Source organism: Streptomyces arenae, from assembly GCF_022343545.1.
Classification (GTDB): Bacteria; Actinomycetota; Actinomycetes; order Streptomycetales; family Streptomycetaceae; genus Streptomyces; species Streptomyces humi.
Map to the genome: position 1 here is coordinate 48,597 of NZ_JAKQYH010000064.1, position 20,070 is coordinate 68,666.

Here is a 20,070-nt window from a genome sequence, read left to right on the forward strand (position 1 = left end):
AGACGCACCGACCACACTCTGGACACCCTTGACAACGAGGGGAAACACCGCCGTAGAGTCGACAGGCGGCCCTGCTGAGGGGCTCGGCCGCAGCGCACCGCACAGCGGCGCGCCCGTGTGAAGGCGATCACCGTGTTCGTGCTGTCCGCCACGGAGCCTTCACATGTCATTCGACGCCCTTGCCCAGACCGCCGGCGCCCCCGGGCCCGCACACCTCCCGCGGATCGTTCCGCCGCGCCGCCGTGATCGGCGGGCAGCCCGATGAGACCCCAGCTCGTGATCGTGGGGGCCGGGCCGCGGGGGACCGGCCTCCTTGAGCGCATCGCCGCCAACGCACCCGAGCTGTACGCCGGTTCGGGCCTCGACATCCATCTGATAGACCCGCACCCGCCGGGCGCGGGGCGTATCTGGCGAGCCGCGCAGTCGCCGCTGCTGTGGATGAACTCGCACGCCGAGGACGTCACCATGTTCACGGACGAGACGGTGCGGATGACCGGCCCGGTGCGCGAGGGACCCACCCTGCACGAGTGGGCGGGCCTGGACGGCCGTACCTTCGCCGACCGCCAGATCCAGGGCCACTACCTGCGCCACGTCTACGACCGCGCCGTCGCCGACCTGCCCGACGGCGTCACCGTCCACCACCACGCCCGCCGCGCCCTGCGGGTGAGCGGACCGCGCGAGGGCCGCCAGCAGGTGTGGCTGGAGGGCCGGCCGCGTCCCCTTCTCGCCGACCTCGTCGTCCTCGCCCTCGGCCACCTGGACGCGGAGCTGGACGAGGAACAGGCGGAGCTGGCCGGGTACGCGGACGCGCACGGACTGGTCCACCTGCCGCCCGACTTCACCGCCGACAGCGACCTGTCCGCGGTGCGCCCCGGCGAGCCGGTGCTGGTACGCGGGTTCGGGCTCGCCTTCGTCGACCTGATGGTGCTGCTCACCGAGGGACGCGGCGGCCGGTACGACGGGGACACCTACCTGCCCTCCGGACAGGAGCCGGTGCTCTACGTCGGATCAAGGCGCGGAGTGCCGTACCACTCGAAGATCGGGTACGACTGGACCGGCGAACGCCCCCCGCTGCCCCGCTTCCTCGGGCCCGCCGAGATCGACGCACTGCTCGCCCGGCCGGGCGGCTTCGACTTCCGGCGGGACGTGTGGCCGCTGGTCGTGAAGGAACTGGGGTTCGCCCACTACCACCGGCTGTTCACCGTCCATCCGGAGCGGACGGCCGTCGCCTGGCGGGACTTCGAGGAGAAGTACGCCGCCGCCGAGTCCGACGCCGAGGTGCGGGCGCTGGCCGCCGCCGCCGTACCGGATCCGGCCGACCGGCTCGACCTGGCCGCGCTGGACCGCCCGCTGGACGGGGTGCGGTACGGGTCGCACGAGGAGTTCCAGGACGGACTGCGGGAGTACGTGGAGGCCGACCTCGGCCGCCGCCACGACCCGGAGTACAGCGCCGACCTCGCCGTGTTCCTCGGGCTGCTCTCCGTCTACGGGCAGTTGGTGCGGCTCGGCAACATCGGGTCCTGGTGGCACGGGTTCTTCAGCTACCTCGCCTCCGGGCCGCCCGGACCCCGGCTGCGGCAGATGCTCGCGCTGTCCCGGGCGGGTGTGCTGAGATTCGTCGGCGCGGGGATGACGGTGACCGCGGCGGACGGGGTGTTCCGGGCCGCCACCGACACCGTGCCCGGTTTCACCGTCGAGGCACGGACGCTCGTCGAGGCACGGCTGCCCGAACCCACCCTCGGACGCGCCCGGGACACGCTGCTGCGCGAACTGCACGCGGACGGGGCCGTCGAGACGGCCGGCGGGCTGCTCGCGGTGGACCCCGCCGACGGGCGGATCCTCGACGGGGACGGGCGACCGCATCCCCGGCGGTTCGCGCTCGGGCCGTTCACCGACAGCCGTACCCCCGGCGCCTTCACCCGGCCCCGCACCGGCGGGCCCGCGTTCCGGCAGAACGACGCCACGGCACGCGCGGCCCTGGCCTTCCTGCGAACCCTGACGGAACAGGCCGCCGCCTAGCCGCCACCACAACGCCCGGTCGGCTCACGCGTCCACCGACAGGCGCCCCGCTCACCGAGAAGCGTGTCGTTCATCGAGAAGGAGGAGCTTTCGTGGTTTCCGAAGAGGTTGGTGGCTTATGAGCGGCTCGTACGGCCGGGGGCTGCTGCACCTGGCCGCCGCCGTGGACCAGGTCGGCGTGTTCGACGCCGAGCGGTACGTCGAACTGGTCCGGCTCGCCGAGAGCGGCGGGCTGGACTTCGTGACGCTCGACGGCCGGTTCGGGTGGGCGGAGAGCGATCCGCTGACCGTGCTGTCGCAGGTGGCCCCGGCCACCCGGCGGATCGGTCTGGTGCCGTTGGCGCCCGCCCCGCAGGCCGCCGCAGTCCGTCTCGACGAGGTCAGCGGAGGGCGGGCCGGCTGGTGGAGCGAGGCACCGGGGCCCGCCGAGGAGTGTCCGGTGCGGGTGGCCGACGCCACCGAGGAAGCCGCCCGCCGCCCGGCCGCCCGGTACGCCGACGTGGCCCTGGTGCGCGCCGCGAGCTCCGTGCAGGCCGCCGTCGTACGCGACGAACTGCGTTCCCATGCGCGGGAGTCCGGGCGAGAGCCCGAGGAGCTGCGGGTGCTGGTGAGCCTGATGGTGGATCTGGGGGACGGGGAGCGGGCGGCCGAGCCGGGGCACGGCGGCGGCGGGCCCCGGCAGACCGTGCAGGGCCCGCTGTACCGGGGCGGCCCGGTGGACCTGGCGGAGCTGATCGCGAGCTGGCACGCCGAGGGTGCCACCGACGGCTTCCACCTCGTCCCCGCCGAACCCCGGCGCGACCTGGAGCGGCTGGTCAACGGCACCGTGGCGCTGCTCCAGCACCGCGGTCTGTTCCGCACCTTCTACCCGGGCAGCACCCTGCGCGAGCACCTCGGCCTCGCCCGCCGCGCCGACCAGTTGGCGGCGCCCTGAGAGCCGCTGCGAGAGCCATGTCCAGAGGCATGTCCAGAACTATGACCAGATGCATGACCAGATGTATGACGAGCAACATGACGAGAGTTGTGAAAGGGCTGATCGTATGACCGCCGAAGACGCGTCCGGCGACTGGAAGCGCTGGCACGAGCAGCGTGAGGAGCAGGTGTCGGCGCCCTACGGGCCGCTCGCACTGGTCGGCACACACTGGATCGAGGATCATCCGGACGGCCGCCTTCCGGGCGTTCCCGGCACCTGGGCGGTCGACGGAGAAGGGGTCGTCCTCACCGCCACCGGGGCCGACGGCCTGGCCGTGGACGGCGAGCCCTTCGCCGGGGAGATCCGGCTCGCGGCCGACGCCGAGCCGGCGGCCCGGGTCACGCTCGGCGAACGCCACCTCGTCGTGCTGGTGCGCGAGGGCGTCTGGGGGGTACGGGACTACGACCCGGACGCCGGGACGCGCCGCGCCTTCCGGGGCATCGACGCCACTCCCTACGACCCGGGCTGGTCGGTGCCGGGCCGCTTCACGCCGTACGACGGCGACCGGCGCTCCGTCCGGGTCGGCAACGCGGACGGACGGGAGCGCGCACTGGTCCTCGCGGGTGAACTCGCCTTCACCCTGGCGGGTGAAGAACGGACGCTCCAGGTCGCCGAGCAGGCCGACGGCCGACTGTGGGCGGTGTTCGCCGACAGCACCAGCGGCCACAGCAGTTTCCGGTTCAGGTTCCTCTATTCGGCCGCCCCGGCCGCCGACGGCTCCACCACCGTCGACCTCAACCGGGCGCAACTGCCGCCGTGCGCCTTCGCGGACCACTTCATCTGCCCGTTCCCGCCCCCGGGGAACACGCTGGACGTCGCCGTCGAGGCGGGGGAGCGCCGGCTGCGCTGAGGGTCACGGCGGGGGTACGACGGGAGACGACCGGGACAAGATCGCACAAATACGCCACAGTTCGCGCACAGCCGCACGGCCGAAAGGCGCCCTTGCGGCTACCGGTCGTTCGCCCGAATACTCCCCCACAGCGCTTGTCAGGGGCATTGCGTGTTCGGAATCCGGGCGTCACCCCCTGGCTGCGCCTCACGGGCCCCGACCCCACGCGGGCCCCCGACTTCCCCTGGGAGGGAACGACAAGTGAGGATCAAGCGCACGACCCCCCGCAGCGGTATCTCGAGACGGACCCGGCTGATCGCCGTGGGCACCGGTTTCCTGGCCGCGGCAGCGTTCGCCGTCCCCACCGCGAGCGCGAGCGACGTCCACACCTTCAGTGCGACCCAGCTGAAGTCCGTGGACAGCTCTGTTCTGAAGGCCGACATCCCGGGCACCGCCTGGGCCGTCGACAGCAAGACCAACCGTGTCGTCGTCACCGCCGACTCCACGGTCTCCAACGCCGAGATCGCCAAGATCAAGCGGCAGGCGGGCGCCAACTCCGGCGCGCTCACCATCAAGCGCACCCCCGGCACCTTCAAGAAGCTGATCACCGGCGGCGACGCCATCTACGGCGGCTCCTACCGCTGCTCGCTCGGCTTCAACGTGCACAGCGGCAGCACGTACTACTTCCTGACCGCCGGGCACTGCGGCGAGGTGGCCTCGACCTGGTACAGCAACTCCGGGCACACCACGGTCCTGGGCACCAACGTCAGCTACAGCTTCCCGACCAACGACTTCGCGCTGGTGAAGTACACCAACAGCTCGATCGCGCACCCGAGCGCGGTCGGCAGCCAGACCATCTCCAGCGCGGCCACGCCCAGCGTCGGGACCACGGTGTACCGCCGCGGTTCGACCACCGGCACCCACAGCGGCCGGGTCACCGCGCTCAACGCCACCGTCAACTACGGCAGCGGTGACATCGTCTACGGCATGATCCAGACCACGGTCTGCGCCGAGGGCGGCGACAGCGGCGGCCCGCTCTACGGCGGTTCCGTGGCCTACGGTCTGACCTCCGGCGGCAGCGGCGACTGCACCTCCGGCGGTACGACCTTCTTCCAGCCGGTCACCGAGGCGCTGAGCTACTACGGCGTGAGCGTCGGCTGACGATCCGTACGGACCGTCTCCCGGCACTGGCCCCCGTACGCAACCGGCGTGCGGGGGCTCCCCTTTGCCCGGGGGCGGGGTTACCTTCGAAGGATCCGTCCTGGAAGTCACCCCTTGGGGGCCGGCATGGTCGAGGCGCTGGTGGCGGCCGGAGCCGCTCTCGTGTCCGTCGGAGCGGTCTACGCGATGGCCGCGGCACGGGTCGTCAAACAGTACGAACGGGGTGTGGTGTTCCGCCTCGGCAGGCTCCGGCCGGAGGTGCGCGGACCCGGTCTCACCACGATCGTCCCGTTCGTGGACCGGCTCCAGAAGGTCAACATGCAGATCGTCACCATGCCGGTGCCCGCGCAGGAGGGCATCACCCGGGACAACGTGACCGTACGGGTCGACGCCGTCGTCTACTTCCGGGTGACCTCCCCGGCCGAGGCGCTCGTCCGGGTCGAGGACTACAAGTTCGCGGTCTCCCAGATGGCGCAGACCTCGCTCAGGTCCATCATCGGCAAGAGCGAGCTGGACGACCTGCTGTCCAACCGCGAGAAGCTCAACCAGGGACTGGAGTTGATGATCGACAGCCCGGCCGTGGAGTGGGGCGTCACCATCGACCGGGTCGAGATCAAGGACGTCTCCCTGCCCGAGACCATGAAGCGGTCCATGGCCCGGCAGGCCGAGGCCGACCGGGAGCGCCGGGCCCGTGTCATCAACGCCGACGCCGAACTCCAGGCCTCCAAGAAGCTCGCGGAGGCCGCCAAGGAGATGTCGGAACAGCCCGCCGCGCTGCAACTGCGGCTGTTGCAGACGGTGGTGGCGGTCGCCGCCGAGAAGAACTCGACCCTGGTGCTGCCGTTCCCGGTGGAACTGCTGCGGTTCCTGGAACGGGCCCAGCAGCAACTGCCCCCGGCGGGCGGGGCCGATGGTTCCGGTGGGCCGGGAGGGGCGAATTCAGGACAGGAGTAGGGGTCGCCGTCCGCCGTCCATGACTCGCCCCTGATGTTTGCGGCGCAAATCCTCCTGCGGTGACTGTGAACGCCTCGCGCACCGGGGGCGCACAACATCCGCGCACGTCCGTCCAGGAGTCGACCTTGTGTGCTCCCTGTGGGTCTCGGAATAGTGGGCGCCCGTCAACCAGCCTTCCGGCCCCGGGATCCCCACAACTCCTCGGGCCGACCCCCCACAGGAGGACATGAGTTGAGGCACCGACGCATACCCGGGCGCCGGGCGGTCCTGGCCGGCGCGGCCGCGGCCGCGCTCGTCGCCGCCGGAGTGACCTTCCAGACCGCGAACGCCAGCGAGCCGGCCAAGGCCGCCGCACCGCAGATCCTGTCCGCCCCGGCGGCCGGAAAGCTCGCCTCGGCGCTCGCCGCCGACCTCGGTACCGGCACGGCCGGCACGTACTACGACGCGCGGTCGAAGAACCTCGTCGTCAACGTGCTCGACGACACCGCCGCGAAGGCCGTCGAGGCGGCCGGGGCCAAGGCGAGACTCGTCGCCAATTCCCTCGCCGCGCTCGACGGCGCGCGTACCACGCTGAAGCGGGACGCCACCATCCCCGGCACCTCGTGGGCGACCGACCCGGTCGGCAACAAGGTCGTCGTCACCGCCGACAGGACGGTCTCCGGGGCGGGGCTGGCCAAGCTCGCCAAGGTCGTCGACGGGCTCGGCGAGAAGGTCGAACTGCGCCGTTCGAAGGGGGAGTTCAAGCCCTTCATCGCCGGCGGCGACGCGATCAGCGGCTCGGGCGGGCGCTGCTCGCTCGGCTTCAACGTGGTCAAGGGCGGCGAGCCGTACTTCCTGACCGCCGGGCACTGCACCGCCGCGATCTCCAGCTGGTCGGACGCCTCCGGCGGCGTGATCGGCCAGAACGCCCGGTCCAGCTTCCCCGGCGACGACTTCGGCCTGGTCAAGTACACGTCCGGGGTGGACCACCCGAGCGAGGTCGACCTCTACGACGGCTCCAGCCAGCGGATCACGGGCGCGGCCGAGGCGACCGTGGGCATGAAGGTGACCCGCAGCGGCTCCACCACCCACGTCCACGACGGCACGGTCACCGGCCTGAACGCCACCGTGAACTACTCCGAGGGCACGGTGAGCGGGCTCATCCAGACCGACGTGTGCGCCGAGCCCGGCGACAGCGGCGGCTCGCTCTTCTCGGGCAGCGACGCGATCGGCCTGACCTCGGGCGGCAGCGGTGACTGCACCTCCGGCGGGGAGACGTTCTTCCAGCCGGTGACGGAGGCGCTGGCGGCCACCGGCACCCGGATCGGCTGACGCCGGCCCGCTCCCTCACGAGGCCCCGCCCTGTCCCTGGGGGCGGGGCTTCCGCCTGCGCCAGCCGAAGCGTTTGCGCAGGTGAGAGGCGTTCGGACGGATGTCGTACACACGTTCGAGAATGGGGGTATGGTGGGGTGAGGAAGTTGGGAACTGATGTTCGATAGCGCTGTTCGGGTGGTCCGGCGGGGCTCATGAGTGCGGGAGGTGCGGATGCCGGGTTTCACGCATCTGCACACCGTCTCCGGCTACTCCCTGCGCTACGGCGCCTCGCACCCGGAGCGGCTCGCCGAGCGTGCCTCGGAGCGGGGCATGGACGCCCTCGCCCTCACCGACCGCGACACCCTCGCCGGCGCCGTGCGCTTCGCCAAGGCCGCCGCCCGGGCCGGCGTCCGCCCGCTCTTCGGGGTGAACCTCGCGACCGTCCCGGCGGAGGCACTACGACAGGACAAGCGCCGTGCCCCGGTCCGCGGCGGTGCCTTCGTCGACGAGTCGGCACCCCGGGCCACCTTCCTCGCCCGGGACGGCGCCCGGGGCTGGGCCGACCTGTGCCGCCTGGTCACGGCCGCGCACCGGAGCGCGGGCACCCCCCTGCTGCCCTGGCCCGACAACCACGGCGACGGCGTGACCGTGCTGCTCGGGCCCGCCTCCGACGTCGGCCGCGCACTGGCCGCGGGCCGCCCCGACCGCGCCGCGCGGCTCCTCGCGCCCTGGCGGGAGGTCCATGGCGACGCCCTCCGCCTGGAAGCCGTCTGGCACGGCCGCACGGGGACCGGCCCCGGCTCCCTGCGCCTGGCCGCCCGTACCGTCGGCTTCGCCGCCGAGCAGCGGATCCGCCCGGTGCTCAGCAACGCCGTCCGCTACGCCGACCCCGGCCAGGGCCCGGTCGCCGACGTGCTGGACGCGGCCCGCCGGCTGGTCCCGATCGACTCGACGAAGGAACTGGACTCCGGGGAGGCCTGGCTCAAGGACGCGTCCGCCATGCTCCGGACGGCCGAGCGGATCGTGGAGGCGGCGGGCTTCCGGCGCGACACCGCGCACCGGCTGCTCGAACAGACCCGGGCGACGGCCGCGGAGTGCCTGGTCGACCCCGAGGACGACCTCGGCATCGGCACCGTCCACTTCCCCGAACCGCACCTCGTCGGCGCCGGCCGGCGCACCGCCCAGCGGGCGCTGGCCTCGCGGGCGGCGGCCGGGATGGTGCTGCACGGGTACGCCGGGAGGCGCGCGTACTGGGAGCGGATGCACCACGAGCTGGACATCATCGCCCACCACGGCTTCGCCTCCTACTTCCTGACCGTCGCCCAGGTCGTGGACGACGTGAAGGAGATGGGCATCCGGGTCGCCGCCCGCGGCTCCGGCGCGGGCTCCCTGGTCAACCACCTCCTCGGCATCGCGGGCGCCGATCCGGTCGAGCACGGGCTGCTGATGGAGCGCTTCCTGTCCAAGGAGCGGGTGGTGCTGCCCGACATCGACATCGACGTGGAGTCCGCGCGCCGCCTGGAGGTCTACCGGGCGATCATCGGCCGGTTCGGCGGGGAACGGGTCGCGACCGTCGCCATGCCGGAGACCTACCGGGTCCGGCACGCCGTCCGGGACGTGGGCGCGGCCCTGTCCATGGACCCGGCCGACATCGACCGCATCGCCAAGTCCTTCCCGCACATCCGCGCGCGTGACGCCCGCGCCGCCCTGGAGGAACTGCCCGAACTGCGGCAACTGGCAGGGGAGAAGGAGAAGTACGGCAGGCTCTGGGAGCTGGTCGAGGGCCTGGACGCCCTCCCGCGCGGCATCGCCATGCACCCGTGCGGGGTGCTGCTCTCCGACGCCTCCCTGCTCTCCCGTACGCCGGTGGTGCCGACCAGCGGCGAGGGGCTGCCCATGTCGCAGTTCGACAAGGAGGACGTGGAGGACCTGGGGCTGCTCAAGCTCGACGTGCTGGGCGTGCGGATGCAGTCGGCGATGGCGCACGCGGTCGCCGAGGTGGAGCGGGCGACGGGCACCAGGGTCGACCTGGACTCCGTGCCGCCGGGCGACCCGTCGACGTATCGGCTCATCCGGTCCGCCGAGACGCTGGGCTGCTTCCAGATCGAGTCGCCGGGCCAGCGGGACCTGGTGGGGCGGTTGCAGCCGGCCACCTTCCACGACCTGGTCGTCGACATCTCGCTGTTCCGGCCGGGTCCGGTCGCCGCCGACATGGTGCGGCCGTTCATTGAGGCGCGGCACGGGCGGGCCCCCGTCAGGTACCCGCACCCCGACCTGGAGGAGGCGCTGAAGGGGACGTACGGGGTCGTGGTCTTCCACGAGCAGATCATCGACATCGTCGCCGTCATGACCGGCTGCGGGCGCGGCGAGGCCGACCGGGTGCGGCGCGGGCTCTCCGACCCGGAGTCGCAGGGGCGGATCAGGGTGTGGTTCGCGCAGCACTCGGCGGCCCGCGGCTATGACGCGGAAACGATCCAGCGGACCTGGGAGATCGTCGAGGCCTTCGGGTCGTACGGTTTCTGCAAGGCGCACGCGGTCGCGTTCGCCGTACCGACGTACCAGTCGGCCTGGCTGAAGGCCCATCACCCCGCCGCCTTCTACGCGGGGTTGCTCACGCACGACCCCGGGATGTACCCGAAGCGGCTGCTGCTGGCGGACGCGCGGCGACGGGGGGTGCCGATCCTGCCGCTGGACGTGAACAAGTCGGCGGTCGCCCACCGGATCGAACTGGTGTCTGAATCCTCGTCGGTATGGGGACTGCGGCTGGCGCTCTCCGACGTGCACGGCATCAGCGAGGCCGAGGCGGCCCGGATCGCCGACGGGCAGCCGTACGCCTCGCTGCTGGACTTCTGGGAACGGGCGCGCCCGAGCCGGCCGCTGGCGGGGCGGCTCGCCCAGGTCGGCGCGCTGGACGCGTTCGGCGCCAACCGCCGTGACCTGCAACTGCACCTGACCGAGCTGCACCGGGGCGCCCGGGGTGCCGGCGGCGGCCAACTGCCCCTGGCGGGCGGCCGGAAGACGGCGTCGGCCGGCCTGCCGGACCTGTCCTCCGCCGAGCGGCTGAGCGCCGAGCTCGGCGTGCTGTCGATGGACGCCTCCCGCAACCTGATGGACGACCACCGGGTCTTCCTCAAGGAACTGGGCGTGGTGTCGGCGCGGCGGCTGCGCGAGACCCGGCACGGGGAGACGGTGCTGGTGGCCGGGGCCAAGGCGGCCACCCAGACCCCGCCGATCCGGTCCGGCAAGCGGGTCATCTTCACCACCCTGGACGACGGCACCGGCCTGGTCGACCTGGCCTTCTTCGACGACTCGCACGACGCCTGCGCGCACACCGTCTTCCACTCCTGGCTGCTGCTGGTGCGCGGGGTGGTGCAGCGGCGCGGACCGCGCAGTCTCAGCGTGGTGGGGGCCGCCGCCTGGAACCTCGCGGAGCTGCTGGAGGTGCGCCAGGAGGAGGGACTCGACGGAGTCGCGGCCCGGCTCGCGGGGCCGCCCGCGGACGGCCCCGCGCCGGCGGACGGCACTTCGTCGCCGGCCCGGCTCGCCGGTTCGGACGGCCGGCCGGCGCCCGCGGGCTCGGCGGCCCGCGACCCGATGGAGGACCGGAGGATCCGTATGTCCACGGGGTACGAGATGCACCCCTGGGCCGATCTGCGCCCCGCGGGCGAAGGGCCCGCGGTGGGAAGGAAGTTGTGGCACCAGAGTCCGGGGAGTGCGGGATGACCATCCTCTGCGTACGTTTCCAGCTGCCGTCGGCGCACGAGGCCGCCCTGCCCGGGCTGCTCGGGCTGCTCGAGGAGTTCACCCCGGTCGTCGAGGCGCTGCCGCCGGACCGGGCACTGGCCGATCTGCGGGGCGCCGAGCGCTACTTCGGGCGCGGCGCCGTGGAGCTGGCGGCGGTGATCCGGGTCCGGGCCCTCGCCCTGCACGGCGTCGACTGCGCGATCGGTGCGGGGCCCGGCCCGATGCTGGCCCGGGTGGCACTGGGGGCGGCCCGGCCCGGCGTGACCTGCGAGGTCCCCACCGACCCGGAGGGCATCGCACGGTTCCTCGCGGACCGGCCGGTGACCGTGCTGCCCGGAGTCGGGACGGCGACCGCCCGCACCCTGTGCGAGTACGGCCTGGACACCCTCGGCCTGGTCGCCGCCGCGCCGCTCGGCACGCTCCAGCGGCTGATCGGCGCGAAGGCGGGCCGCGAACTGCGCGAGAAGGCCAACGGCGTCGACCGCGGCCGGGTCGTCCCGAACGCGGTCTCCCGTTCCTTGGCCACGGAACGCCCCTTCGAACGCGACGAGCTGGACCCCGACCGGCACCGCCGCGCCCTGCTCTCCGCGGCCGGGGAACTGGGCGCCCGGCTGCGCGCCCTGGAGAAGGTCTGCGCCACCCTGACCCTCACCGTCCGCTACGCCGACCGCTCGGCGACGACCCGCAGCCGGACCCTGGAGGAGCCGACCGCGCATTCTTCGGCGCTGGCCAGGACGGCGTACGGCATGTACGACGGCCTCGGCCTCCAGCGCGCCCGGGTCCGTGCGTTCGTCCTGCGCGCGGACGGCCTCACCTCCGCCGGACAGGCCACCCACCAGCTCACCTTCGACCCCGTGGACGAGAAGGTCCGCCGCATCGAGGAGGTCGCGGACCGCGCCCGGGCCAAGTTCGGCCCCCGCGCGGTGATGCCTGGGGCGCTGGCCGCGTAGCCCCTTTTCGTATACGTCAGTTGGCCCACGGCGGCACGATCCGGGTGCCGTCGGCCAGCTCCGCCTCCAGGCCGACGGAGGTGGTGACCCAGGAGAGCGCGGTGTGGTCGGTCGGGTTCTCGACGGCGAGGGTCGCGCCCGGGTTGACGATGACGGTGTCGCCGGCCCGGATGCGGTCGGTGCGGCCGTCGAGGGTGATCAGCAGCTCGCCGACCAGCAGATGGAAGATCTCCTCCCGGCTGACGGTGTGGGCGGGGGCCCTGGTCCCGGCCGGTATCTCCCCGCGCCACGCGCACAGCTCCTTGCTGCCGGTGAGCGGAGTGGCGTACGAGACGAAGCGGGCGCCGTGGATCTCGTGGGTGGTGGCCTCGGCGGAGCGGACGACGGGCATGGGAGCCTCCGTTGGCACTATGGTCAAGCTACTTGACTACCTGGGCCTATGGTCAACCTGCTTGACCATCCCGTCAAGGGTGTTTCAATGCCTCCGTGCAGAACTCCGAGGCCATGGCCCTGTCCGCAGCCCTGCTCGCCGCAGCCGGCGGGCTGACCCAGCGCATCAACGAGGGTGTCGTCGCCCGCGGTTTCGAGGGGATGAGGCCCGCCCACGGCTTCGCCTTCGCGCGGCTCGCTCCCGACGGGGCCACCGTCACCGAACTCGCCGCGCACCTCGGGGTGACCAAGCAGGCCGCGAGTCAGCTTGTCGACGAAGTCGTGCGGAAGGGCTATGTCGAGCGGCGTCCGCATCCCGGGGACGCGCGGGCGCGGCTGATCGTGCTCACCGAGCGGGGCTGGGCGTGCACGCGGGCCGCGGAGGAGACGGCCGCCGAGGTCGTGGGGGAGTGGGTCGAACTGCTGGGCGAGGGTGAAGTGCGCGTGTTGGGGGAGCGTTTGGCGCGGATCGCTCCCTATGGTCCGGTCAGGCCTGCGTGGTGATGGTTCGTCAGGGGTCGACGGGGTGCCGGATGCTACTGGAAAGTTTTACCGACGCGTAACTTCACGCTTGCACTACCCGTCCGTAACTTGATGAGTGAACAGCATCCTCGTGATCCGGATCACAGGGCGTAAGGCCGTCGCAACTCCCTTGAGCCGCAAGGAGATCACACGATGCTGCCCTGGAAGCGAGTGCTCAGACCCCTGACCGCGCTGCTCGTCGCCGCCGCCGTCGCCACCGTCCCCGCCGCCACCGCCCATGCGTCCAGCGCCCCCAGCACCGGCTGGAACGACTACTCCTGCCGCCCCTCCGCCGCCCATCCCCGCCCCGTGATCCTGGTCCACGGGACCCTCGGCAACTCCGTCGACAACTGGCTGTCCCTCGCCCCCTACCTGGAGGACCGCGGCTACTGCGTCTTCTCCCTCGACTACGGACAGCTGTCCGGTGTCCCCCTCTTCTACGGACTCGGCCCCATCGACAAGTCGGCACAGCAACTGTCCGACTACGTCGACAAGGTGCTCTCCGCCACCGGCGCCGCCAAGGCCGACCTGGTCGGCCACTCCCAGGGCGGCCTGATGCCCCGCTACTACCTGAGGTTCCTCGGCGGCGCCGCCAAGGTGAACGCCCTCGTCGGCCTCGCCCCCGACAACCACGGCGCGACCCTCAGCGGCCTCACCAACCTGCTGCCCTACTTCCCCGGCGCCTCCGACCTGATCAAGGCCACCACCCCCGGCCTCGCCGACCAGATCCCCGGCTCCGCCTTCCTCACCAAGCTCAACGCGGGCGGCGACACCGTCCCCGGAGTGCGCTACACGGTCATCGCCACCAAGTACGACGAGGTGGCGACCCCCTGGCAGAGCCAGTACCTGAGCGGCTCCGACGTCACCAACGTGCTGCTCCAGGACCTCTGCTCGCTCGACCTCTCCGAGCACGTGGCGATCGGGCTCTTCGACCGGATCGCCTTCCACGAGGTGGCCAACGCGCTCGACCCCGCGCACGCCACCGCCACCACCTGCGCGTCGGCGTTCAGCTGAGCCGGCAGCCCAACTGAACGCCCTCCCGGGGCCTGTCCGGCCTGAGCCGCCGGTCAGGCCCCGGAGCCATGAGGGCGCGACGGCCTCGGGGAGGGGCCGGGGACCCCGTGGGGGTGATCAGAAGCTAGCCCCAGAAGACCGCGAAATCCCCTGCTGGGGACGGCGTGCGGAGATCCTTATGGCTCCGTTAAGGGGGAGCTAACCGATAGCTCAGGAACGAGATCGGGCAGCCCGGGGGGACACCCTGAAGGGGCTCACTCGTCCTGCGTCGACAGATCGGGTTCCCCGTCCAGCGCCGACCTGCACAGAGCGGCCTGCACATCGGTGTAGGCCAGCAGGTAGACGACGCGTACACGCGATGTCGGACGGGAGCGGAAGTAACCCATGACCGCGGCCAGCAGCGTCTCCACGGTCTTGGGCAGATCACTGTTGCCGCCGCCCGTCCCGAGGAGCGGCAGCACGACCGAACGCAGGGGCTCGTCCATGGCGGCGAGCCGGTCCACCTCGGCAAGGACGTTGCGGACACACCGTTCCAGGTCGATGACCTGGCGAAACCCCGAGCCGGGCGCTCCCTCGACAGCCGCGACGTGCAGGATCCGCCGGACCTGGTGGCTCTCCGCCAGCTCTCCGGACCCGGTGACCAGCACCTGGCCGGCCGACACGTGCGAGCGGTCCGCCATGAGCGCGGCCAGTTCCTCGGCGATGACGTCCTCGACGAGATGGCCCATGCCGTTCCTGCGACCGCCGTGATAGCGGATCGTCGCGGAGATGGTGGGTTCGTCGACACGCGACATCTCCATCCGGGTGTTCTCCGGATTGACCCACACATCCGTCCCCAGGACATTAGCCAGATTCCCGGTGATCATTCCCACCCGGTGCCGGCGGCTGCCGCGCAGGGGCAGTTCATACCTGGTACTGCGGGTGAGGGGACGTGGCGCGTCGCCGACGGGACGCTCGCCGAGCAACTGCCGGCGCAACGCGGCGTTCTCCTGTTCGGCCTTCTTCAACCGCCCGGCGATCTCGTCGCGTCGGCGCGTCTTGGCGAGCCAGGTGAACGAGGCCGTCATGAAGAACGCCGCGAAGCCCGCGGCACCGCCGAGCCCGAACCCCAGAGCCCTGCCCTCGGTCAGCGAGTCGGGGAAGGCGGAGAACAGGAAGAGCGCCGATGCCAGGGAGTAGAGCAGGATCACGGGCAACTGGAGGGCGTACTGCCGTGCGGCACGACGAGGCGCCGATGCCCAGATCTGCAGCGCCACACCCGAGACGGTGAGGACCGCGGTGACGGCCAGGTCCAGCGGGCGCATCCGTGACAGCTCCTCCGCATCCGTGGCGGTGGTGGCTGGCCGGCCACCCTCCCCAGCCCGCCGAGCATATCGACTTCCGCGGAGGCTCCTGACGGGTCGTGGGAGAACGGTTCACGCGGCTCCCGGCCGGTGGCCGCGCCGGCGCGCGTCGGGGCACTCGTGACACCTGGTCAAAGTGTGTGCGGATAACGACGCAAGGTGAGCGCGGTGGACGCGTTGATCGACGACATCTCTGACCGGGTCGCGTTCAAGCAGGTGTTCGCGATGGTTCAGAACCTGTCACCGCTCGCCACCCGGGCGAGCCTGCGGGAGCGCAATCGCGGCGCGCGTCTGGTCGGCTACCTGATGACCGTGAACCACCTGCAGGCCAACTTCCCGAAGATCGAGCTGGAGTCGGAGTTCTTCGCCAAGCTGCACCCCGTCTTCGGCGAATGGAACGGCCGCTTCTGGGAACAGCGTGCGATCTACGCCAAGAGGCAGCGGCGCTGGGAGAAGGCCGATTCCTTCGCCGGCCGCGCCGTCACCCTGTACGACGACGTGTACACCAGGACCACGCACGGCACGATCCTGGTGAACAGGGCGGAGGACCTGGCCAAGTCGGGCGACCCCAAGTGGTGGGAGTTCTACCGGCGTGGCCGTGAGCAGTTCGAGACGGCGATTCATCGCGACCGGCTCAACCGTGTGACAGCCTTCGCCTACCTCAACGCGACCCTGGCACTGACGGAAGCGATGAACGAGATCCTCGCCGAGGGGGCGGTCCTGCCGACCTCTGCTGAGAACCTGCACGAGGTGATGGGTGACTGGGAGCGCGAGTACGCCGTCCTTCGGCTCTCCCTCTCGGGCGAGGAGAATCTGGAGTCGGCCAGGCGTGCCGAAGCTCTCTCCCAGAGGTGGGCGTCGCTGAAGATCAAGCCGGAGGACTCCGACTGATCACGGCGTCTCCCGGCGCCGGTCCCGGCCGGGAGTGCCCCGACGCGCCGGTCAGCCGTCCGGCCACCAGGTGCGTGCGATGTCCTTGCGGACCTCGGGGCGCCCGGCGGGGCGCTCGTCGGCCTCCTCGCGGATCCGGCGGCTGTCCGTCCTCTTCAGGGGCTTCTGCACGGTTGTGCGGCGCATGGTTGCCTCCTTCAGTGCCTACCGAGTTCCGCATTGGCACGGAGATAGACCCTTTTGGCGAGAGTTCCTCATCGGTGCTGGTCTGTCAGTGGTCGCTGTCACAGGACCGAGTGTCAGTGGCGGGTGTCACGCTGGGGGCATGACGAACGAAAGTGACCGGACGATCGCGGCGAGTGTCGACTGGGATGCCGAGGCCGCTCGGTTCGACGAGGAACCGGATCATGGCCTGGGCGCGCCCGAGGTCCGTGCGGCCTGGGCCGAGCGGCTGCGCACCTGGCTGCCCGGGCGCCCCGCCGACATCCTCGACCTCGGCTGCGGCACCGGCAGCCTCTCGCTCCTCGCCGCCGAGCAGGGGCACCGCGTCACCGGGGTGGACAGCTCGCCGGAGATGGTGGCGCGGGCCCGCACCAAGCTCGCCGGCCGTGACGCGGTGTTCCTCCTCGGTGACGCGGCGATACCGCCCGTGGGCGAGCGGCTCTTCGACGCCGTGCTCGTCCGGCACGTGCTGTGGGCGCTGCCCGATCCCGCGCGCGTGCTGCGGCACTGGCGGGCGCTGCTCCGCCCCGGCGGGCGGTTCGTGCTGGTGGAGGGGGTGTGGGGGACCGTGACCCCGGTCGGTCTCCCCGCCGACCGGCTCACCGCCCTCCTGGCCCCGCTGACCGCCGACGTACGCCTGGAGCGGCTCTCGGAGGCGGCCGTGCTGTGGGGCAAGGAGGTGAGCGACGAGCGGTACGCGGTGGTGGCGACGGTGTGACGGCGTCGTCAGGACAGCAGGGCCTCGAAACCGGCGCCCTCGCGGGCCAGGGCCTCCAGGGCGTCGAGTGCCGCCGTGGCAGCCGCCGCGGCCCGCGGGTCCCGCTCCGCCAGCCCGCTCTCCGCGAACTCGTCCTCGTCCAGCCGGCGCACGTCCGTGCCGCCGGCGGACCGCCACAGGTCCAGGTCCAGGTCCTCGACGACGAGTTCGCGGCCGGTGAGGGTCGCCGGGCGGGTGATGTCGCAGTACCAGCCCTTCAGCGTGCCGTCGGCGGCCCGGACCTCCTTGACGGCGTACCAGCGGTCGCGCCAGTAGAACTCGGTGAAGACGTCACCCCGCTCGAAGCGGACGAAGCCGAAGTCGCGGGTCACGTCACCGGCCCACGGGGCGCGTACGGCGATCCGGGTGCCGTCGTCGTGCAGCAGCTCGGCGGGGTAACGGATCTTCGTTCGGCCCGCCTTGACGAGGACGACGTCCACCACGGCCGTCGGCTCAGCCGAGTTCCCGGACATACCTGACCTCCGTCGCGCAGATGTCGTACCCGAACCACTTGTTGATCGCCAGCATCGGCCCGTTGCCGCTGTCGTTGCCCGTGAACGCCTCCGTGCAGCCGGCCGCGCGGGCGCGGTGCAGCGAGTCGTTCTTGGCGAGCTTGGCCAGGCCGCGGCCGCGGAAGGCGCGGGCCGTGCCGGTCATGACGGTGCCGTACCAGGTGCCGCCGTCGGTGCGGGCCGCGCTGAACGCCGCCGGCCGGCCGTCCACCAGGACGACCGAGGTCAGTTCGGGACTGAACAACGGGTGCCGCCAGGTCCCGTCCAGCCAGCCCTCGTAGTCGGAGAACTCGTAGTCGATGTCGCCGGGTTCGTCCGACATCGTGTCCGCGTCGAGGGCGAAGAGCGGCCGCGGGTCGTCGGCGAAGTCGGCGGCGGTGCGCAGTTCGACGCCAGGGGGCGGGGTCCGGAGCGGGGGGAGGGTGCCGTGCGCGAGGTCGAGCCGGAGGAAGTGCGCGGAGCGGCTCGCGGTGTAGCCGTGGCGCTCGGCGAAGGCGCGGTTGGCCGGGGCGTCCAGGACCCAGGCGTACGACATGGTCGCGCCGACGGCCGACAGGTGCTCCTCCGCCGCGCGGGCGAGGAGGGTGCCGGCGCCCCGGCCGGTGCGCTCCGGGTGGACGTACACGTTGGCGAAGCCCTGGCCGGGCTCCGTGCTCTCGTGGGCGAGCCCGACCTGGGCGGTGCCGATGACCTCGCCGTCCTCCTCCGCGATCAGCTGCCGGAAGCGGGCGTCCGGGTGGGTGTGCGTGAGGTCGTGGACCAGGGACTCCGGGGTGAAAAGGATGAAGGGGAGGGCCGACTGCCGGACCCGGGCGAAACCCTCGGCGTCGGACCGGACATCGGGGCGCAGGTCGCGCACGATCACTGTCATGGGGCGCACGCTATGCGCGGGGTGTGCGGGATGCCTCTCATTTTCCGGCGGGTGCGGGAGAATCGGGCCGTGACCTTGAAGATCCACATCGATGACAGCGCGCCGCCGTACGAGCAGGTGCGGGCGCGGATCTCGGAGCAGGCGCGGAGCGGGGTGCTGCCGGTGGGATACCGGCTGCCGACGGTGCGGGCGCTGGCCGAGACGCTGGGGCTGGCGGTGAACACGGTGGCCAAGGCGTACCGGGCGCTGGAGACGGACGGGGTGATCGAGACGCGGGGACGCAACGGGACGTTCGTCGCGGCGGCCGGGTCGGCGGCGGAACAGGAAGCGGCGGCCGCCGCACAGTCCTACGCCGAACGAACCCGACGCCTGGGGCTGGCCGAGCAAGAAGCGCTGTCCGCAGTCCAGGACGCCCTGCGGGCGGCCTACGGGGGATAGGAGCTTCCGGGTGGGGCCGAGCAGCGCTCGGCACCGCCGAATTCCACCGTCGTGGCCGAACGCCGTTGCGGCGGGGAGATGGGACCCATGGGTGGCGGAGAGGGACTGCTGGCGACTGTCTTTCCGCCGCAACGGCGACGATCGGCATCGCGGTGGGGACATGGGGCGCCCGTGGGTGGCGGAGAGGGACTTTCACCGCTCGTTCTTTTCCGCCGCAACGGAGATCGGCCATCGCGGCGACGAGATGGGGCCCATGGGCGGCGGAGAGGGGCTGCTGGCGACTGCTTTTCCGTCGCAACGGTGATCAGCCGTCGTGGTGCGAGCCGGCGGTGCCGGACCTTGCTCAGCAAGGTCGGTGTTGGTCAGGTGGTCGTGGTCAGTTCCGGGGTTCTGGTGGTCGTCAGCCCTGCTCGTTCCGCCGCCCTGCTGAACGCCACCGCGTCGCGGACCGCCGCGCCGCCCGGGTCGTTGTTGAAGTACGTGTAGACGTCGGCCCTCTTGGGGTACGCCGTGGCGATGCGGTCGATCCAGGATTCCAGGGAGCGGCGGCCGTAGCGCGGCCACGGTGTCGCCCGGCCCTGGTGGAAGCGCACGTAGGCCCAGTCGGTGGTGCGCCACAGCGGAGTCATGGGGCGGGCCTGGATGTCGGCCCAGCACAGGGCCGCTCCCCGGGACTCCAGGACCTCGCGGGTCTCCCGCGTCCACCAGGAGTCGTGGCGCGGCTCCACCGCCAGCCGCGTGCCGCGCGGGAAGCACGCCAGGCAGGCGTCCAGCAGGGCCGGGTCCGCCTTGAGCGTCGGCGGGAGCTGGAGGAGGACGGGGCCCAGCCGGTCGCCCAGGCCCGCCGCGTGGGTCATCAGGCGGCCGACCGGCTCCTCGGGCTCCTTCAGGCGTTTGATGTGCGTGAGATACCGGCTGGCCTTGACCGCGATCACGAAGTCCGGCGGGACCCGGTCCCGCCAGGACGCGAAGTTCTCGTGACTCGGCAGCCGGTAGAACGCGTTGTTCAGTTCCACCGTGGTGAAGTGCGCCGCGTACTCCTCCAGCCACGAGCGCATGGGCACGTCGGCCGGGTACAGGACGCCTCTCCAGTCCTTGTACTGCCAGCCCGACGTTCCGATGAACAGGGGCACACCTCCATCAAAGCA

At 71.9% G+C, this 20,070-nt stretch carries 18 protein-coding genes and 1 pseudogene; 13 read left to right on the plus strand and 6 right to left on the minus strand.

Annotated elements, in window-relative coordinates; all coding sequences use genetic code 11:
- The first annotated feature begins 261 nt into the window (after nucleotides 1-261).
- The 8 genes and pseudogenes from MB828_RS28115 (at nucleotide 262) to MB828_RS28150 (ending at nucleotide 11,923) form a co-directional block, all read left to right on the plus strand.
- Nucleotides 262-2,019, plus strand: a complete 1,758-nt coding sequence (locus tag MB828_RS28115) for an FAD/NAD(P)-binding protein (protein ID WP_301650659.1) — start codon at nucleotides 262-264, stop codon at nucleotides 2,017-2,019.
- Nucleotides 2,020-2,137: 118 nt separating this feature from the next.
- On the plus strand, nucleotides 2,138-2,953 hold the full coding sequence (locus tag MB828_RS28120; protein WP_301650660.1) for an LLM class flavin-dependent oxidoreductase: 816 nt from the start codon (nucleotides 2,138-2,140) through the stop codon (nucleotides 2,951-2,953).
- A 106-nt stretch (nucleotides 2,954-3,059) separates the two neighbouring features.
- A complete protein-coding gene (locus MB828_RS28125) occupies nucleotides 3,060-3,842 on the plus strand; it encodes a DUF1684 domain-containing protein (RefSeq protein ID WP_301650661.1) in 783 nt (260 codons plus the stop codon).
- Between the two features lie 240 nt (nucleotides 3,843-4,082).
- On the plus strand, nucleotides 4,083-4,982 hold the full coding sequence (locus MB828_RS28130; RefSeq protein WP_301650662.1) for a S1 family peptidase: 900 nt from the start codon (nucleotides 4,083-4,085) through the stop codon (nucleotides 4,980-4,982).
- A gap of 126 nt (nucleotides 4,983-5,108) precedes the next feature.
- Nucleotides 5,109-5,927, plus strand: a pseudogene (locus tag MB828_RS28135) (slipin family protein); the annotation flags it as partial.
- Between the two features lie 240 nt (nucleotides 5,928-6,167).
- Nucleotides 6,168-7,247, plus strand: a complete 1,080-nt coding sequence (locus tag MB828_RS28140) for a S1 family peptidase (RefSeq protein ID WP_301650664.1) — start codon at nucleotides 6,168-6,170, stop codon at nucleotides 7,245-7,247.
- A 213-nt stretch (nucleotides 7,248-7,460) separates the two neighbouring features.
- Nucleotides 7,461-10,952 (plus strand): DNA polymerase III subunit alpha, encoded by a 3,492-nt coding sequence (locus MB828_RS28145; RefSeq protein WP_301650665.1) that lies wholly within the window; start codon nucleotides 7,461-7,463, stop codon nucleotides 10,950-10,952.
- Complete coding sequence (locus MB828_RS28150; protein WP_133025775.1) at nucleotides 10,949-11,923, plus strand: DNA polymerase Y family protein; 975 nt, start codon at nucleotides 10,949-10,951, stop codon at nucleotides 11,921-11,923. Before MB828_RS28145 ends, MB828_RS28150 begins: the two co-directional genes overlap by 4 nt.
- A 16-nt stretch (nucleotides 11,924-11,939) precedes the next feature.
- Here MB828_RS28150 and MB828_RS28155 read toward each other — a convergent pair whose 3' ends face one another.
- The gene (locus MB828_RS28155; RefSeq protein WP_133025776.1) at nucleotides 11,940-12,314 is read right to left on the minus strand and encodes a cupin domain-containing protein; all 375 of its coding nucleotides are present in this window, start codon (nucleotides 12,312-12,314) and stop codon (nucleotides 11,940-11,942) included.
- Nucleotides 12,315-12,409: 95 nt separating this feature from the next.
- Between MB828_RS28155 and MB828_RS28160 the strand changes: the two genes are divergently transcribed.
- Entirely contained in the window at nucleotides 12,410-12,856 is a 447-nt protein-coding gene (locus MB828_RS28160) for a MarR family winged helix-turn-helix transcriptional regulator (RefSeq protein WP_301650666.1), read from the plus strand.
- 171 nt (nucleotides 12,857-13,027) lie between these two features.
- Nucleotides 13,028-13,888: an esterase/lipase family protein gene (locus MB828_RS28165; RefSeq protein ID WP_301650667.1), complete on the plus strand. Its 861-nt coding sequence runs from the start codon at nucleotides 13,028-13,030 to the stop codon at nucleotides 13,886-13,888.
- A 254-nt stretch (nucleotides 13,889-14,142) separates the two neighbouring features.
- Here the strand turns inward: MB828_RS28165 and MB828_RS28170 are convergent, their stop codons facing one another.
- Nucleotides 14,143-15,192, minus strand: a complete 1,050-nt coding sequence (locus tag MB828_RS28170) for a macro domain-containing protein (protein WP_301650668.1) — start codon at nucleotides 15,190-15,192, stop codon at nucleotides 14,143-14,145.
- Nucleotides 15,193-15,399: 207 nt separating this feature from the next.
- On the opposite strand from MB828_RS28170, the gene MB828_RS28175 reads away from it, so the two are divergent.
- Nucleotides 15,400-16,122 carry a hypothetical protein gene (locus tag MB828_RS28175; protein WP_301650669.1) on the plus strand — a complete coding sequence of 241 codons (723 nt, stop codon included), beginning with the start codon at nucleotides 15,400-15,402 and terminating at the stop codon, nucleotides 16,120-16,122.
- Nucleotides 16,123-16,173: 51 nt separating this feature from the next.
- Here the strand turns inward: MB828_RS28175 and MB828_RS28180 are convergent, their stop codons facing one another.
- Nucleotides 16,174-16,308, minus strand: a complete 135-nt coding sequence (locus tag MB828_RS28180) for a hypothetical protein (protein WP_089102986.1) — start codon at nucleotides 16,306-16,308, stop codon at nucleotides 16,174-16,176.
- Between the two features lie 139 nt (nucleotides 16,309-16,447).
- Between MB828_RS28180 and MB828_RS28185 the strand changes: the two genes are divergently transcribed.
- Nucleotides 16,448-17,062, plus strand: a complete 615-nt coding sequence (locus MB828_RS28185) for a class I SAM-dependent methyltransferase (protein ID WP_133025781.1) — start codon at nucleotides 16,448-16,450, stop codon at nucleotides 17,060-17,062.
- Between the two features lie 8 nt (nucleotides 17,063-17,070).
- Here the strand turns inward: MB828_RS28185 and MB828_RS28190 are convergent, their stop codons facing one another.
- Both MB828_RS28190 and MB828_RS28195 read right to left on the minus strand, forming a co-directional pair.
- Nucleotides 17,071-17,574 carry a DUF402 domain-containing protein gene (locus MB828_RS28190; protein ID WP_301650670.1) on the minus strand — a complete coding sequence of 168 codons (504 nt, stop codon included), beginning with the start codon at nucleotides 17,572-17,574 and terminating at the stop codon, nucleotides 17,071-17,073.
- Nucleotides 17,555-18,484 (minus strand): GNAT family N-acetyltransferase, encoded by a 930-nt coding sequence (locus tag MB828_RS28195; protein ID WP_301650671.1) that lies wholly within the window; start codon nucleotides 18,482-18,484, stop codon nucleotides 17,555-17,557. Before MB828_RS28195 ends, MB828_RS28190 begins: the two co-directional genes overlap by 20 nt.
- 69 nt (nucleotides 18,485-18,553) lie before the next feature.
- Here MB828_RS28195 and MB828_RS28200 point away from each other — a divergent pair, with 69 nt between their 5' ends.
- Nucleotides 18,554-18,922, plus strand: coding sequence for a GntR family transcriptional regulator (locus MB828_RS28200; RefSeq protein ID WP_301650672.1), 369 nt, complete (start codon nucleotides 18,554-18,556; stop codon nucleotides 18,920-18,922).
- 362 nt (nucleotides 18,923-19,284) lie between these two features.
- Here MB828_RS28200 and MB828_RS28205 read toward each other — a convergent pair whose 3' ends face one another.
- The gene (locus MB828_RS28205) at nucleotides 19,285-20,055 is read right to left on the minus strand and encodes a DUF72 domain-containing protein (protein WP_301650673.1); all 771 of its coding nucleotides are present in this window, start codon (nucleotides 20,053-20,055) and stop codon (nucleotides 19,285-19,287) included.
- Nucleotides 20,056-20,070 lie beyond the last annotated feature (15 nt).